The organism is Pseudomonas sp. S36, from assembly GCF_016647875.1.
Classification (GTDB): domain Bacteria; phylum Pseudomonadota; class Gammaproteobacteria; order Pseudomonadales; family Pseudomonadaceae; genus Aquipseudomonas; species Aquipseudomonas parafulva.
Map to the genome: position 1 here is coordinate 63010 of NZ_JACVVG010000022.1, position 17765 is coordinate 80774.

Below are 17765 nucleotides of genomic sequence, written 5' to 3' on the forward strand. Positions count from 1 at the left end.
TGCCCGACAGCAACCCCGCCGTGCCGGCGCTCACGCCACGGCACCTTGCCTATGTGATCTACACCTCAGGCTCGACCGGCTTGCCCAAAGGCGTGATGAACGAACACCGCGCCGTGGTCAACCGCCTGCTGTGGATGCAAGATGCATATGGCCTGGATGCCGAGGACGTCGTCCTGCAAAAAACGCCGTTCAGCTTCGACGTGTCTGTGTGGGAATTGCTGTGGCCACTGCAAACGGGTGCCAAGCTGGTGATGGCGCGCCCGGGCGGGCATCGTGATCCGCAGTACCTGCAACACACCCTCGAACAGGAGCGCGTCAGCACACTGCACTTCGTGCCGTCGATGCTGGAAGTGTTCTTGTCTGCGCTTGCCGGTGGCTGGCAGGCCCCTGGGTTGAAACGCGTGGTGTGCAGCGGTGAAGCGCTGCCGGGCAGCCTAGTGCGTCGGTTCCATGCGCAACTGCCGCAGGTGGAACTGCACAACCTGTACGGCCCGACCGAAGCAGCGGTAGACGTCAGCGCCTGGCACTGTGTGACAGCGCCGGATAACACCCCAATCGGCCAACCCATCGCCAACACCACGCTGTACGTACTGGACGAGCAACGGCAACCGGTACCATACGGCGTAGCCGGGGAGCTGTACATCGGCGGTGTCCAGGTGGCCCGGGGCTACCTGAACCGGCCGGAACTCACCGCTGAGCGCTTCATCAATGACCCGTTCAGCACGCAACCCGGTGCACGCCTGTACCGCACCGGCGACCTTGCACGGCACTTGCCGGATGGCAACCTGGAGTACCTGGGCCGCAACGACGACCAGGTGAAGCTGCGCGGCCTGCGTATCGAACTGGGTGAGATCCAGGCGCGGCTGACCGGCATCGAGGGCGTCAATGAAGCGGTGGTCATCGCCCGCGATCAGCGTCTGGCGGCCTACTACACGGGTGAGCCGCAAGCGGTCGATGACCTGCGTAGTGCCTTGCTGCTGCACTTGCCGGAATTCATGGTGCCGGCGCAGTTCATGCACCTGCCGGCATTGCCGCTGAGCCCCAATGGCAAGCTGGACCGCAAGGCCCTGCCAGAGCCCGGCGCCGTGGCTGATCGCCCCTATGAAGCGCCCGAGGGCGACACCGAAACCCTGCTGGCGACACTCTGGTGCGAATTGCTGGACGTGGAACGGGTAGGGCGCCACGACAACTTCTTCGAACTGGGCGGCCACTCGCTGCTGGCCGTGACCCTCACGTCCCGCCTGCGTGAACACGGCCTGGAGGCCGATGTACGCGCCCTGTTCGACCACCCGACACTGGCAGGCTATGCGGCCATCACAGACAGAATGGAGATCGTCCTGTGAGCATCAATCAATTACTGGCCACTCTGGCCGACCTCAACGTTCAACTGGCAATCAAGGATGGTCAACTGGCCGTGCAGGGCAACCGCCAGGCATTGACCGATGCGGCGTTGGTGGCCCAGTTGCGGGCACACAAGCCTGCACTGCTGGGCATGATCGAGCGTGGCGAGTACGTGGCCAGCAAGCAGGGGCCGGTCGACGCGCCGGCCAACCTGATCCCGCCAGGCTGCACGCACATCACCCCGGCCATGCTCAACCTGGTGACGCTCGACCAGCAGGCCCTCGATGAGCTTGTCGCCCAGATCCCCGGCGGTGCGGCGAACGTTCAGGACATCTACCCACTCGCGCCGCTGCAGCAAGGCATGCTGTTCCATCACGCCAGTGCTACCGGGCACGACCCCTACGTGATGCAGGCGCGCTTCGTGTTCGCCAGCGAGGCCCGCCTGCAGGCGTTCGCCCAGGCGTTGCTGGGGGTGATCGCCCGGCACGACATCCTGCGCACCTCGGTGCACTGGCAGGGGCTGGCAGCGCCGTTGCAGGTGGTGTGGCGGCATGCCGAGCTTGCCGTGTTGACGCGGGCTGGCAATGCCCCCGAATACGACAGCTTCGACCTGACCCAGGCGCCGTTGATCCGCCTGTTGCGCGAGGCCCCGCAGGCAGATGGCAGCCTGACCGCCACGTTGCAGTTCCACCATATTGCGCTGGATCACAGCGCCTTGGATGTGGTGCGCCAGGAACTGATCGCCTTTCTCACCGGCGAGCAGGCGCACCTTGGCACGCCGGTCCCGTTCCGCAACTACGTGGCCCAGGCGGTGCTGGGGGTGACCGAGGCGCAGCACGAGGCATTCTTCCGCGACATGCTGGGTGATATCGACCAGCCCACCCTCGCTTACGGCCTGCTGGAACTGCAAGGTGAAGGCCCGCCGCACGTCGAGCATCAGCTTGATTTGCCGCCGCCGCTCTGCCTGGGCCTGCGCAACCAGGCGCGGGCCCAGGGGGTGAGTGTGGCCAGCCTGTTCCACCTGGCCTGGGGCCGGGTGCTGGGTGGGCTTACAGGCCGCGACCAGGTGGTGTTCGGCACGGTGATGATGGGCCGCCTGCTGGGGGCTGAGGCCACCGACAGAGCATTGGGCATCTTCATCAACACCTTGCCGCTGCGCGTCGACCTGGACGCAGGCAGCGCGCAAAGCGCCGTCCACGCTACCCACAAGCGCCTGACAGCACTGATGCGCCATGAGCATGCGCCGCTGGCGCTGGCACAGCGCTGCAGCCAGGTGGCTGCGCCCGCGCCGCTGTTCAACGCCTTGCTCAATTACCGGCACAGCGCCGTCGACGCCACCCAGCCCCGGCGTGCAGCACTCGCTGGCATCGATGTGGTGGAGTCGATCGAGGCCACCAACTACCCCTTGACCCTGAGCATCGATGACCTGGGGGCGGGCTTTCGCCTGACCCTGTTGGCGGCGGCGCAAATCCCAGGGGAACGGGTGTGCGCCTACCTGCAACACACCCTGGAAAGCCTGCTGAACGGGCCAGAAGTAGCGGCCCACAGCCTGCCGATGCTGCCGGCTGACGAGCGTGAACTGTTGCTGGACGGGTTCAACGCGTGCAGCGCCGGTTACCCGCAGCCCTTCACCTTGCATCAGCGCATCGAACAGCAGGCCGAGCGTTTTCCGCATGCAGTGGCCGCCGTCAGCGGTCAGCAACAACTCTCGTATGCCGTGCTGAACCAACAGGCCAACGCCTTGGCGCACCATCTGCTGGCGCTGGGTGTGCAGCCCGATGACCGCGTCGCGGTGCTGGCACGCCGCGGGCTGGATACCTTGGTGGGCCTGCTGGCGGTGCTCAAGGCAGGGGCAGGGTATGTACCCATCGACCCTGCCCACCCTGACGAGCGCGTGCGCTACCTGCTGGAGGACTGCGCACCGGTGGCGGTGCTGACCCAGCAGGTGCTGCTGCCCAGGGTCGGGCCTGCAGACCTGCCGGTGCTGGTACTGGACCAGCCGGGTTGGCCGGTGCGGCAAGACAACCCCCATGTACCGAGCCTTGGCCCGGGGCACCTGGCCTATGTGATCTACACCTCAGGCTCTACCGGCCAACCGAAAGGGGTGATGGTGGAGCACCAGGCGGTGAACAACCTGGTGGACTGGCATTGCCGCGCCTTCGACCTGTGCCAAGGGCGACACACCTCGAGCCTGGCCGGCTTTGGCTTCGATGCCATGGCCTGGGAAGTGTGGCCGGCCCTGTGCGCCGGGGCCACGCTGCACCTGGCACCCACCTCTGAAGGCAACGACGACCTCGACGCCGTGCTCGCCTGGTGGCAGGCGCAGCCGCTGGATGTAAGCTTCTTGCCCACCCCAGTAGCGGAGTACGCCTTCAGCCACCAGCTGGAGCACCCGACCTTGCGCACGCTGCTGATCGGCGGTGACCGGCTGCGCCAGTTCAACCGCACTCAGCGTTTTACCGTGGTGAACAACTACGGCCCCACTGAGACCACGGTGGTGGCCAGCTCCGGCGCAGTGCAGGCCGGTGGCCACCTGCACATTGGCAAGCCAGTGGACAATGCCCGGCTGTACGTGCTCGACAGCCGTTTGCAGCCAGTGCCCCTGGGGGTGCCCGGCGAACTGTTCATCGGCGGGGCCGGTGTGGCGCGTGGTTACCTGCACAGGCCAGCGCTTACGGCTGAGCGTTTTCTCGAAGACCCGTTCGTGGCACCGGGTGGCGGGCGCATGTACCGCACCGGCGACCTGGTGCGCTGGAACACCGACGGCACCCTGGACTACCTGGGGCGCAATGACGACCAGATCAAACTGCGCGGCCTGCGCATCGAACCCGGCGAGATCGAGAGCCGCCTGGCCGCCTTGGCCGGCATTGCCGAAGCGGTGGTGGTGGCCCGCGAAGATCAGCCCGGGCATCCGCAGCTGGTGGCGTACTACACCGCCACGGCGGATGTGCAACCGCTGGCAGGTGAAGGCCTGCGCACGCAGTTGCAGGCCCACTTACCCGAATACATGATCCCGGTGGCCTTCGTCGAGCTGGCGGCGCTGCCGCTGACCGCCAACGGCAAGCTGGACCGCCGGGCGCTGCCGGCGCCTGACCGGGCGGCAATGGTGCAGGGGTGCCATCAGGCACCGGTGGGTGAGCTGGAACAGGCCCTGGCGCAGATCTGGCAGCAACTGCTGCAAGTCGACGAGGTTGGCCGCCAGGACGACTTCTTCCGCCTGGGCGGGCATTCGCTGCTGGCCATGCGCATGGTTTCACAGGTGCGCGTGCGCCTGGGTGTGGAGCTGACCCTGGCAGGGCTGTTTGCCAACCCGCAGCTGGCCGCGGTCGCCAGGTTGCTGGAAGATGCGGCAGCCAGCGACCTGCCGGCGATTCTGCCCATGACTGGCGCACAGCCGTTGCCCATGTCGTTCGCCCAGCAACGCATGTGGTTCCTGGCGCAAATGGAAGGGGGCAGCCAGGCCTACAACGTGCCACTGGCACTCAGGCTGTGTGGTGCACTCAATAGTGATGCACTGGAAGGCGCGCTGCTGGCAATCCTTGAGCGTCATCAGGTACTGCGCAGCCAGTTCGTGGCGACTGAAGACAGCGCCGAAGTGCTGATCGCCGCCACCCCCACGCACGGCTGGCTGCAGTGTGAAGACCTCCCTGCCGAAGCGCTGGCCGAGCGTCTGCAGGCCTTGGCCGCTGCGCCATTCGACCTGGCCAGCGGGCCACTGATGCGCGCTCACCTGCTGCGCCTGGGCAGTGAGCACCAGGTGCTGGCACTCACGGTCCACCACATCGTTGCAGACGGTTGGTCGCTGGGTGTGTTGACGCAGGAGCTGAGCGTGCTCTATGGGCAGTTTTGCAAGGGGGCGAGCGGGGCACTGCCCGCACTGCCCATCCAGTACACCGACTACGCGGTATGGCAACGCCGCTGGCTGGCGGGTGAGCGGTTGCAGCGCCAGGCCGACTACTGGCGGCAGGCGCTGGAGGGTGCCCCGGCGCTGCTCAGCCTGCCCAGCGACCGGCCCCGCCCGGAGCGCCAGGACTATACCGGGGCCAGCCTGCCGGTGTTGCTGCCACCCCGGCTGACCGCCGCCCTGCGCACCCTGGCCAACCGCCACGGTGCAACCCTGTACATGACCGTACTGGGGGCCTGGGCGGCGTTGCTTGCACGCCTGGCTGGCCAGGCCGACGTGGTGGTCGGCTGCCCGGTGGCAGGGCGCGGCCGTGCCGAACTCGAGCCGCTGATGGGTCTGTTCGTCAATACCCTGGCCTTGCGTATCGAGCCTGGCATCGCGTCAACCACCCAAGGGTTGCTGCAACAGGTGCGGGGCAGGGTGCTTCAGGCCCAGGCGCACCAGGACCTGCCGTTCGAGCAGGTGGTAGAAGCCGTGCGGCCGGTACGCAGCCTGGCACATACACCGCTGTTCCAGACCACCCTGAACTGGCAGGCCACCGAAGCAGTGGTGCTGAACCTGCAAGGTGTACAGCTGCAGGCAGTGAGCCAGGCCGCCGCCGTGGCCAAGTTCGACCTCACGCTTAACCTCGGCGAACAAGGGGAGCACCTGGCCGGCAGCCTTGACTACGCCACAGCACTGTTTGACGAGGCCACCGTACAGCGCTACCTAGGCTACTTCGAGCGGTTGCTGTGGGCCATGGCTGACGACGACCAGCAGCCCCTCGGCCAGGTAGACCTGCTGGACGATGCCGAACGCCATGCCTTGCTGCACACCTGCAACCAGACCGCCCATGCCTACCCCCGTGATGCGCCTGTGCACCGGCTGTTCGAGCAGCGTGCAGCGCTGCACCCGCAGGCAGTGGCCGCGGTGGAGGGGCCCCAGGCCCTGACCTACGGCGAATTGAACGCCCGTGCCAACCGCCTGGCCCATCACCTGCTGGCCAGCGGAGTGAGCCCCCAGGATCGGGTGGCCATGCTGCTGCCACGCTCGCTGGACTTGCTGGTGGCGCAGCTGGCGGTACTCAAGTGCGCGGCCTGCTACGTGCCGCTGGACCTGCATGCGCCCGCAGATCGTCAGGCATTCATGCTGGACGATTGCCAGGCAGTCGCCCTGTTGACCTTGGCCGGCATGGGGGGCGAGCACCGGGTGGCACGCCTGGCGCTGGACGCCCTCAGGCTCGATGACCAGCCCTCGCATAACCCCGACCTGGCGCAGGATGCCGGCAGTGCCGCCTATGTGATGTACACCTCCGGCACCACAGGCAAACCCAAGGGTGTGTGCGTGCCGCACCGCGGCATCGCACGGCTGGTGTTGAACAACGGCTACCTCGAACTGCTGGGCAGTGACCACATTGCATTCGCCTCCAACCCTGCGTTCGATGCCAGTACCCTGGAAACCTGGGGGGCGCTGCTCAATGGTGCGCAGCTGCGGGTCATCGAGCACGCCACACTGCTCGACCCTGACCGCTTCGCCGCGGCCCTCGCGCAGCAGGGCGTCAGCGTACTGTTCCTGACCACGGCGCTGTTCAACCAATACGTACAGCAGATACCGGACGCGCTATCAGGCCTGCGAGCCCTGCTTACCGGTGGCGAGCGGGCCGAGCCAGCAGCGTTTCGCGCTCTGCTGGCCAGGGCCCCTGGGCTGCGCCTGTTCAACGGCTATGGCCCTACCGAAACCACCACCTTCGCCAGCACCTGCGAGGTGCGCGAGGTGCCGGCGCATGCCACCCAAGTGCCCATTGGCCGGCCAATCGGCAATACCCAAGTGTATGTACTGGATGCCCGGCAGCAGCTGGTGCCGCAGGGGGTCGTGGGTGAGCTTTATATCGGCGGTGATGGCGTGGCACTGGGCTACCTGAACAGCGCAGCGCTTACGGCCGAACGCTTCATCGACGACCCCTTCAGCCAGCACCCTGGCGCCCGGCTGTACCGCACGGGTGACTTGGTGCGCTGGCGCGCCGACGGTGAACTGGAATGCCTGGGCCGCACCGACGACCAGGTGAAGATTCGTGGTTTCCGTATCGAGCCCGGCGAGATCCAGCAGCAACTGGCCCAGGCGCCAGGTGTTGGCGAGGTGCTGGTCATGGCCGTCACCCAGGCGCAGGGGCCACAGCAACTGGTGGCGTGGTACACCCGCAGGGCCGCCGAAGTGGATGCAGCCGCGCTGCGGGAATACCTGCGCAACCACTTGCCTGACTACATGGTGCCTTCGGCGTTTGTGGCCCTGGAGCGCATGCCGCTGACCAATAACGGCAAGGTCGACCGCGCCAAGCTGCCAGCGCCCACTGCACAGGACATCGCCATGGCAGCGTTCGAGGCGCCTGAGGGTGAGCAGGAGCACGCCATGGCACTGCTGTGGGCACAGCTGCTGGGGGTGGCGGCTGTGGGCCGTCAGGACCGCTTCTTCGAGCTGGGCGGCCACTCCTTGCTGGCCATGCGCATGCTGGCGCAGGTGCGCCAGACCCTTGGCTGCGAACTGCAGCTGGCGGACCTGTTCGCGGATGATCGGCTCATGGCAGTTGCGGCTTGCCTGCACCCAGAGCGTGATGCCCTGCCGCCCATCGAACCGTTGCCCAGGGAAGGCCAACTGCCGCTGTCGCTCGCCCAACAGCGCCTGTGGTTCCTGGCACGCATGGACGCCGACAGCGCGGCTTACCACATTCCCGTCGCGCTGCAGCTCAACGGGCACCTGAACAAACAGGCGCTCGCACGCAGCCTGGCGCGCTTGGTAGAGCGTCACGAGAGCCTGCGCAGCCAGTTCATGGCGCCTGACGGTGAACCGTACGTTAAAATTTCCCACGATCCGCTGGTCCCGAGCTGGCATGACCTCACGCAGCAAGATGAAAGCGCGTTCGAAGCCTGGCTGCATGAAGAAGCGGTAAAACCCTTCGCCCTGGATCGTGAATTGCCCATCCGCGCCGCAGTGGTAAACCGCGGAGCGGACTGCCATGTGCTGCTGTTGGTGGTGCATCACCTGGTCGCCGATGGTTGGTCGCTGGGGGTGATGCTGGGGGAGCTGGGCGACCTGTATCAGGCGTTTGCCAATGACTGTGACGACCCGCTGCCCGCGCTGCCCGTGCAATACCTCGACTACGCCTTGTGGCAGCGCCAATGGGCAAGCGGGCCCTTGCTGCAGCGCCAGGCAGACTACTGGCGTAGCCAATTGGCAGGCGCGCCCGCACTCATCAGCCTGCCCTATGACCGGCCACGGCCAGAACGCCAGCACGCTGCAGGCGATAGCCATGAAATCCACATCGCTGCAGACTTGAGCGAGGCGCTGAAAGCCGTGTGCAGGCGCCATGGCCTGACGCCGTACATGTTGTTCACCGCGGCCTGGGGGCTGCTGCTCGGGCGGCTGGCAGGGCAGCAGGAAGTGGTCATTGGCTCGCCCGTGGCCAATCGGCAGCACCCGCAGATCCAAGGCCTGGTGGGCATGTTCGTGAATTCCCTGGCACTGCGCCTGGACCTGTCCGGCGAGCCGGATGTGGCAACGCTGCTGGCCCGGGCCAAGGCCACGCTGCTGCAGGCCCAGGCCCACCAGGACCTGCCGTTCGAGCAGGTGGTGGAAGTGCTGCGCCCAGCCCGCAGCCTGGCCTATACCCCCGTGTACCAGGTGTCGCTGGACTGGGATGCTAGCGCCGGCCACCAGGCCTTGCGCATGGGCGATCTGAAGGTCTGCGCCCTGGGTGGCCAGGCCCAGGTGGCCAAGTTCGACCTGAGCCTTAGCCTGGGCGAGGGCGCTGAGGGGTTTGCGGGTGGCATCGTCTATGCCACAGCCTTGTTTGACCGGGCGACCATCGAGCGTTTTGCCGGGTATTTCCAGCAGATACTGCGCAGCTTCGCTGCTGGCGACGATGTGGTCCCGGGGCATGTAGCGCTGCCTGGCGCAGCCGAGCGCGAGTGCCTGCTGCACACCTTCAACGACACGGCGGTGGCCTATGACCTGGCGCAAACCCTGCACGGGCTGATCGAGGCGCAGGTACAGCGTACGTCAGAGGCGGTAGCCGTAAGCGCGCCGGATGGCGAACTGACCTATGCGCAGCTCAACCAGCAGGCCAACCGCCTGGCCCACCATCTGCTCGGCGTGGGGGTGAAGCCGGATGACCGGGTTGCCATTTGTGTGGAACGCAGCCTGGCGATGGTGGTGGGGGTGCTGGGCATTCTCAAGGCTGGCGGCGCCTATGTACCCGTAGACCCCGAATACCCGGCTGAGCGCATTGCCCATATGCTGATCGACAGCGCGCCTGTGGCCGTGTTGGTGCACGCTGCCACCCGGCATGTGCTGCAGCACACGCAACGCCTGGACCTCGACGCCCCTTGCTGGGCTGCGCTGCCAGACAGCAACCCGCACGTGGCTGCCCTCACGCCCCGGCACCTGGCCTATGTGATCTACACCTCAGGCTCCACCGGCCTGCCCAAGGGGGTGATGAACGAGCATGCCGGCGTGGTCAACCGCCTGCTGTGGATGCAGGACGCCTACGGTTTAGGGCGCGATGACGTCGTCCTGCAAAAGACCCCGTTCAGCTTCGATGTTTCGGTATGGGAGCTGCTGTGGCCGCTGCAGGCGGGTGCACGGCTGCTGATGGCTAAGCCCGGTGGCCATCGCGACCCTCAGTACTTGCGGCAGGTCATTCAGGCGCAGGGTGTCAGCACCTTGCACTTCGTGCCTTCGATGCTGGACGTGTTCCTGTCTGCCACCGACGGGCAATGGGCGCCGAAAGGGTTGAAACGGGTAATCTGCAGCGGCGAGGCACTGCCGGGCAGCCTGGTGCGGCGCTTCAAGGCGCAACTGCCTGGGGTGGCGCTGCACAACCTCTATGGGCCCACTGAAGCGGCGGTTGACGTCAGTGCCTGGCACTGCACGACCACCCCGGACAACACGCCCATCGGCAAACCCATCGCCAACACCGCCCTGTATGTGCTGGACGAACAGCGTCAGCCAGTACCCCAGGGCGTTGCCGGGGAACTGTACATTGGCGGCGTGCAGGTGGCCCGTGGCTACCTGAACCGTGCAGCGCTCACTGCCGAGCGCTTTGTTGAAGACCCTTTCAGCACAGCACCGGATGCACGCCTTTACCGCACCGGCGACCTCGCCAGGCACCTGCCGGACGGCAACCTGGAGTACCTGGGCCGCAACGACGACCAAGTGAAAATCCATGGGTTGCGCATCGAGCTGGGTGAGATTCAGGCCTGCCTGACCGCGCTTGACGGGGTCAACGAAGCGGTGGTGGTTGCACGGGAGGGGCAACTGCTGGCGTATTTCACCGGGGACGCCTACACGTCCGAGGATATGCGCGGTGCCCTGGGCAGCCAGCTGCCTGCCTTCATGCTGCCTGCGCAGTTCGTTCACCTGCCCGCGCTGCCACTGAGCCCCAATGGCAAGCTCGACCGCAAGGCGCTGCCCGTGCCACAGACACAGGCGCACCGTTCTTATGTAGCGCCAGAGGGGGACGCCGAACGCCTGCTGGCTGCCATCTGGGGGGAATTGCTGGGGGTAGCGCAGGTAGGGCGACATGATGATTTCTTCGAGCTGGGCGGGCATTCCCTGGCGGCTATCCGCCTGGTGGACCGCATGGGCAAGGCGGGTATGCCGGTGACCCTGAACGACGTGTTCCAGCGGCCAAGCGTGGCCTTGCTCGCCGCGCACGCCGGCGAGCCGACAGCGCGAGCGCCGGCCGTCATTACCGTGCGCCCAGGCAGCACCGAGGCGCCACTGTTCCTGGTGCACGAATTCTCCGGGCTGGACTTCTACTTCCCGGTGCTGGGCCAGCACCTGGCAGGTGAGTTTGCCCTCTACGGCTTGCCTGGCGTCCCCGCCGACCAGCCGCAACCGAGCACGCTGGAGTGCCTGGCGCGTTACCACATACAGCAGCTGCGTACGGTGCAGCCCCATGGCCCGTATCGGTTGGCGGGGTGGTCGTTCGGGGGTGTGCTGGCGTTCGAGATGGCCAACCAGTTGCGGGGCGCCGATGAAACGGTGGCGTTTGTGGGGTTGATCGACACCTATGTGCCGCGCCTGGCCGACCAGGGCAAAGCGCGTTGGGATGGGCCCCGTGCGCTGGAGCGGCAGCTGTTACTCAACTGCACGGCCTATTGGGAAACCCAAGGCCAGGCCGGGGTCGGCAAACGGGCATTGTTGCAGCGCCTGGACCATGAGCAGGCTGATTTCGCCACATTGCTGGCCCACTGCCGCGAGCACGGGTTGCTGTACGGCCTGTGGGCGAGCATGAGCGACGGGCAGCTGCGCCACTACTTCAGCCGCGAACTCGCCCACGGCCGCGCGCTGGCCCACTACCGCCCTGCGCCTGTCGATGTTCCGGTGTATCTGCTGCGTGCCAGGGAGGGCGGGGAGGAACACCCGTCCCTGGGGTGGCGTGAAACGTTGCCAGGCCAGCAACTGGTGGTTGTGGACGTACCAGGTGACCATCGCACGCTGATGCAGGCCCCCCATGTGGCGACGGTGGGGCAGGCGTTGAGTGAGGCGATAGCCGGTTGCCTGCCAATACCGGCGCCTGGCCCGGCAGCACCGGTTGCCATCCAGGCCGGCGAGCCAGGGCATGCACCGTTGTTCTGCGTGCCTGGGGCGGGTGACAGCGTTACCAGCTTCATCGGCCTTGCCGAGGCGCTGGGGCCGCAGTGGCCGCTGCACGGCTTGCAGGCACGGGGGCTGGATGGCGCAGCAGTACCGCACAGCACGGTAGAGGCTGCCGCTGACTGGCATGTGCAGGCTATCGACGCCGTGTACCCCCGGGGGCCACTGAACCTGGTGGGGCACTCGTTTGGCGGCTGGGTGGCCCACGCCATGGCTGCCCGCTTCGAAGCCAAGGGCCGCGCGGTGCAATCACTGACCCTGATCGACAGCGAGGGGCCGGGTGGCGGGGGTACCTGTGGCCAGCCCTACACCTTCACCCAGGCGCTGGAGCGGTTGATCGAGGCCTTGAAGCTGTCCACCGGCAAAGCGCTGGCCATCGACGCGAACACGTTTGCCCAGGCCAGTGACGGCCAGCAACTGCAACTGCTACACGGGGCCATGGTGCAGTGCGGGCTACTGCCGCCACGCACCACGGCGCAGGTGCTGCAGGGCACGGTGCGCACCTTCGCTACCGCGCTGCGCACGGTCTACCGGCCAGGGCTTGCCTACACCGGCCCGGCGCGCCTGGTGCTGGTGGACGACCCTGGCCTGGATGCCGTCGGCAATGCCCACGAGCACGAGCAGATGCAGGCCCAGTGGCTGGCGTTGATGCCACAACTGGCGTCATGGAAGGCGCCAGGGGACCACTTCAGCATTTTGAAAGTGCCGGATGTGTTCAGCCTGGCAGCCTGGTGGCACGACGGCCAGGCCCGCCAACCGGCCCGCTTGGCCCAATAGCCCGAGACAGAGGAAAACGCGTGTTCATGGAAAAGAAGACAGTGCGCAAGTGGGGCATCGGCGTGGCCGTTGCCCTGGTGGCAGGGCTGGGCTTGTATGCCGTGCAGGCCCCGGCCAAGCCACCGCAGTACATCACCGCCCAGGTGGAGCGCGGCGACATTGAAAACGCTGTGCTGGCGACCGGGGTGCTGGAGGGGATCGAGCAGGTGGATGTAGGGGCGCAGGTATCGGGGCAGTTGAAGTCGCTGAAGGTAAAACTGGGCGACAAGGTCAGTGCGGGGCAGTGGTTGGCCGAAATCGACCCGCTGGTACTGCGCAATACCCTGCGCCAGGCCGAGGTGGACGAGGACAAACTGCAGGCGCAACGGCGCTCGGCGCTGGCCCAGCTGAAGCAGGCGCGGCGGGTGTACGAGCGCTACCGGGAGCTGCAGGCGGACCAGTCGATCTCCCGCCAGGATTTCGACAACGCCGAAGCAGAGTACGAAGTGCAGCAGGCGGCCGTGCGCTCGCTCGACGCGCAGATCCAGAGCGCCCGGGTGGAAATCGACACCGCCCGGGTCAACCTTGGCTATACGCGTATCAACGCGCCCATCACCGGCCATGTGGTGGCCATCGTCACCCAGCAAGGGCAAACGGTGATCGCCAACCAGCTGGCACCGGTGCTGCTCAAGCTGGCCAACCTCGACACCATGACCGTCAAGGCGCAGGTGTCGGAGGCAGACGTGATCCATATCAGCCCGGGGCAGGCCGTGTACTTCACCATTTTGGGCGAAGACAAACGCTACCACGCCAAGCTGCGTGGCACCGAGCCGGCACCGCAGCATTACGCCCAGAGCACCGACAAGGCCGACGCCGCCGGCGGCAAGCCCAGCGGTGCGGTGTTCTACAACGCGCTGTTCGAAGTGCCCAACCCCGACCACCGGCTGCGCATCGCCATGACCGCCCAGGTGCACATCGTGCTCGACACCGCCGAGCAGGTACTGACCGTGCCGGTGGCGGCGCTGGGGGTGCGCAACGCCGATGGCAGCTACCCGGTGCGGGTGCTCGATGGCAAGGGTTTTGCGCAACAGCGCGTGGTGCAGGCCGGCATCAACAACAACGTGCGGGTGCAGATCAGCCAAGGGCTGCAGGAGGGTGACCGGGTAGTGATCGGCGAACCTGTCACCGGCGACGCGGGGGCTTGAGCATGAACATGAACGTGCAACCCAGCCCGCACCTGGCCGCTACCCACGCGTGCGATGAACCGCTGCTGCGTCTACAGGGGGTGACGCGCAGCTTTCAGGCAGGCGACCGCGCGTTTCTCGCGCTCAAGGGCATCGATTTGCAGATTCAGCGGGGCGAGCTGGTGGCGATCATCGGCGCCTCGGGCTCCGGCAAGTCGACGCTGATGAACATTCTCGGCTGCCTGGACAACGCCACCACCGGCAGTTACCGGGTAGGTGGCCAGGAAACCCGTGCGCTGGGCCCCGATGCCCTGGCGGCACTGCGCCGCGACCACTTCGGGTTCATCTTCCAGCGCTATCACCTGCTGCCACACCTGGATGCCCTGCACAACGTCGAAATCCCAGCCGTATACGCCGGCTTGCCCCTGGACCAACGCCATGCCCGGGCGCGTGACCTGCTGACGCGCCTGGGGCTGGGCGAGCACCTGCGCCATCGCCCTAGCCAATTGTCGGGGGGCCAGCAGCAGCGGGTGAGCATCTGCAGGGCACTGATGAACGGCGGGCAGGTGATTCTGGCCGACGAGCCTACCGGTGCGTTGGACACCGCCAGTGGCAAGGAGGTGATGAACATCCTGCTGGAGCTGCATGGCGCTGGCCATACGGTAATTCTGGTGACTCACGACCCGCAGGTGGCTGCCCATGCCCAGCGCATCATCGAGGTCAGCGACGGGCAGATTGTCAGTGACCGGTACAAACACGCCGCGCCGCCTGCGCTGGCAGCGCCAGGTACGGCGCACCCTGGCGTACAAGGCGCGCGGCGGCTGTTGGCCAGTCTCGGCATGTTCCGCGAAGCGTTCAAGATGGCCTGGCTGGCGTTGGTTTCCCACCGCATGCGGACGCTGCTGACCATGCTTGGCATCATCATCGGCATTACCTCGGTAGTGTCCATTTCAGCCATCGGCGAGGGGGCCAAGGGCTATGTGCTCAAGGACATCCAGGCCATTGGCAGCAATACCATCGATGTCTATTCAGGCAGCAACTTTGGCGACAGCCGCGCGCGCAACATCGAAACCCTGGTACCGGCCGACGTGGCGGCGCTGAACGCGCTGTACTACGTTGACAGCGCCACACCGGTAATTGGCCAGGGCACGTTGGTGCGCTACCGCAACCTGGACGTGGACGTGCAACTGAACGGGGTCAGCGAGCACTACTTCCAGGTACGCAACATCCCGCTGGCGGCTGGTATCGTGTTCAGCGCCGATGACGCGCGGCGCCAGGCCCAGGTAGTGGTCATCGACCACAACACCCGCGAGCGGCTGTTCGGCCCCAACGTCGACCCACTGGGGCAGGTGATTCTGGTGGGTAACCTGCCGTGCACGGTAATTGGCGTAACGGCGCGCAACAAGAACCTGTTCGTGGCCAGCAACCAGCTGAACATCTGGGTGCCCTACGAAACCGCTGCCGGCCGGGTGCTGGGGCAGCGGCACCTGGACAGCATCAGCGTGCGTGTGCGTGAAGGGGTACCCAGCAAGCGGGTGGAAGAGGAGGTGAGCCGGGTGTTGCTGCAGCGCCATGGCACCAAGGACTTCTTCACCAACAACCTGGACAGCATCATGCAGACGGTGCAGAAGACCAGCCGCTCGCTCACCCTGCTGTTGTCGCTGATTGCCGTGATCTCGCTGGTGGTGGGCGGTATCGGGGTGATGAACATCATGCTGGTTTCAGTCACTGAGCGCACCCGTGAGATCGGTATTCGCATGGCTGTGGGGGCGCGTCAGGTGGACATTCGCCAGCAGTTTCTGGTGGAGGCCGTGATGGTGTGCCTGCTGGGTGGTGTGATAGGGGTCGGGTTGTCGTATGGCGTGGGGTACTTGTTCGAGCTGTTCGTCAAACAGTGGGAAATGGTGTTCTCCCCCGGCTCGATCATCATGGCCTTCGCCTGCTCGACGTTGATCGGCGTGGTGTTCGGCTTCGTGCCGGCGCGCAATGCCGCGCGCCTGGACCCGATCGAGGCCCTGGCGCGGGACTAAGGGCCGCCGGTGGCTCAAGGCTGGGCGTACATCCAGCGCATCAGCGAGTGGCGCCCGCCAATGCCCAGCTTGATGGCTGCCCTGCGCAGGTAGCTCTCCACGGTGTTGGCCCGCAGGCCCAACTGCTCGGCCTGCTCGGGGGCAGTGCGCCCGGCCAGCAGGCCGAGGCACACCTGGCGCTCGCGCTCCGACAGTTTCAGGCCGGTCTGGGCCAGGCGGTCGATGAAGCGTTGCTCCAGGCTTTCGGGGGTGGAACGCCCCGGCGCTGGCTGCAGCGCATGGATATGTTTTTCGAGCATGGGCAGCAACAGCGGGGAGATAGCGTCCAGGCGGCTGCGCTCGAATGCGGAGAAACCATAGGTGGAGCCTGCCCGCAGCACATGGATTTCCAGCCTGGCTGGCCCGCTGCCGCGGATCCGGTGCAGGCGTGAGGGGTCGTCGAAGCCGGCCTCGGGCTGGGTGGCTGATGAATACACGGTTTCGCTGAGGCCTGCGCCTTCACAGGGTGTGAGCGGCAACTGGCGGATTTGTGTGGCATCGATGCACAGGTGGGCCTGGATGAGGTCGTGCAACAGGCGTGGGAAATGGCGGCTGCCGGTACTGGCAATGACTTTGCCGATTTGCGGGTAGATCGAGTGGGTATTCATCGTGTCGTCCATGAGTCCGGAACAAGCCTGCCCCGCGCGGGTGCCTGCCCGAATCCTGGGCGTGCGGCGGGGCCTGATAGGTATCCTAGTACAACGAACTGCCTGAGGGTAAATCTAGCCCGATAATGCCACAATGATGGCACTGTTGCGCCCCATGCCGATGAAGGGCGGGTGGGGTATGATGCGGGCCTTCCACCTGTCACGAGGCCCTCCTGCATGTCCCTGTGTGCTGAACAGATTGGCGAATTCCGTGCTTTCGCCGAACAGCTGGCCGACGCCGCTGCTGACGCGATTCAACCCTACTTCCGCGCAAGCCTGGCGGTCGAGGACAAGGGCGGGCGCCTGTACGACCCGGTGACCGTGGCCGACAAGGCCGCTGAAGACGCCATGCGTGCCTTGATCCAGGAGCGCTACCCCACCCACGGCATTCTGGGCGAAGAGGCGGGTGTAGCGGTGGGCAGCAGCCCGCTGACCTGGGTGCTCGACCCCATCGATGGCACCCGCGCCTTCATCACTGGCCTGCCGCTATGGGGCACACTGATCGCCCTGAACGATGGCAAGCGCCCGGTGGTGGGGGTGATGAACCAGCCGTTCACGGGTGAACGCTTCATCGGCACGCCCGACGGCGCCTGGAGCGGCGAAAAGCGCCTGGCCACCCGCGCCTGCGACAGCCTGGCCCAGGCCACGCTGATGTGCACCACCCCTGACATGTTCGATAGCGCCGCCCGCAAGGCTGCATTCGAATCCGTCGCCGGGCAGGCGCGGCTGATGCGCTATGGCGGCGATTGCTACGCCTACTGCATGCTGGCTTCGGGCTTCGTCGACGTGATTGTGGAAGCCAGCTTGCAGCCCTACGACGTCCAGGCGCTGATGCCCATCATCGAAGGTGCAGGCGGCGTCATCACCGCCTGGGATGGCAGCAGCGCACAACAGGGCGGCTGCGTGGTCGCTTGCGGCGATCCGGCATTGCATGCGCAGGTGGTGGAGATGCTTCGTCACGCGATGTAAGCGGTGACATATTGGACATCGCTTCTTGTGTTTTCCACAATGTCCAAGTTGGCGCAATCCTTGTGGGAGTAACTGTCTTCCACAAAATCCGAATGCTGGCACAATCCACGTTGTGGGAGCGGCTTCAGCCGCGAACACCGGCAAAGCCGGTGCTATACACCGCGCTGTCTGCTTCGCGGGTAAACCCGCTCCCACAGTGAGTGTAGTTTGTTTATTGAGTCACTGCCCGCGCGGTAGCGCAGTACGGATGAGTTGATTAAAA

The 17765-nt window shown here is 65.9% G+C and carries 6 protein-coding genes (1 of these 6 running past the window's edge); 5 read left to right on the forward strand and 1 reads right to left on the reverse strand.

Annotated features, from left to right (window positions below; translation table 11 throughout):
• The 4 genes in view from IAE36_RS14190 to IAE36_RS14205 are tightly spaced (at most 26 nt apart) and all read left to right on the forward strand, a layout consistent with a single transcriptional unit that may run on beyond the window.
• Positions 1-1343: the 3' end of a non-ribosomal peptide synthase/polyketide synthase gene (locus IAE36_RS14190; RefSeq protein ID WP_201213028.1), read on the forward strand. 20995 nt of this gene lie to the left of the window's left edge; the window shows 1343 of its 22338 coding nt (coding positions 20996-22338); its start codon lies beyond the left edge, outside the window; the stop codon is at positions 1341-1343.
• Positions 1340-12655, forward strand: a complete 11316-nt coding sequence (locus IAE36_RS14195) for a non-ribosomal peptide synthetase (protein ID WP_201213030.1) — start codon at positions 1340-1342, stop codon at positions 12653-12655. The genes IAE36_RS14190 and IAE36_RS14195 overlap by 4 nt, the downstream gene beginning before the upstream one ends.
• Positions 12656-12681: 26 nt before the next feature.
• Positions 12682-13839, forward strand: a complete 1158-nt coding sequence (gene macA / locus IAE36_RS14200; protein ID WP_201213031.1) for a macrolide transporter subunit MacA — start codon at positions 12682-12684, stop codon at positions 13837-13839.
• A gap of 2 nt (positions 13840-13841) precedes the next feature.
• Positions 13842-15848, forward strand: a complete 2007-nt coding sequence (locus IAE36_RS14205) for a MacB family efflux pump subunit (protein ID WP_201213032.1) — start codon at positions 13842-13844, stop codon at positions 15846-15848.
• Between the two features lie 14 nt (positions 15849-15862).
• On the opposite strand, the gene IAE36_RS14210 is transcribed toward IAE36_RS14205, so the two are convergent.
• Positions 15863-16495, reverse strand: a complete 633-nt coding sequence (locus IAE36_RS14210; protein WP_201213033.1) for a helix-turn-helix transcriptional regulator — start codon at positions 16493-16495, stop codon at positions 15863-15865.
• 216 nt (positions 16496-16711) lie between these two features.
• Between IAE36_RS14210 and hisN the strand changes: the two genes are divergently transcribed.
• Positions 16712-17503, forward strand: coding sequence for a histidinol-phosphatase (gene hisN / locus IAE36_RS14215; protein ID WP_028634048.1), 792 nt, complete (start codon positions 16712-16714; stop codon positions 17501-17503).
• Positions 17504-17765 lie beyond the last annotated feature (262 nt).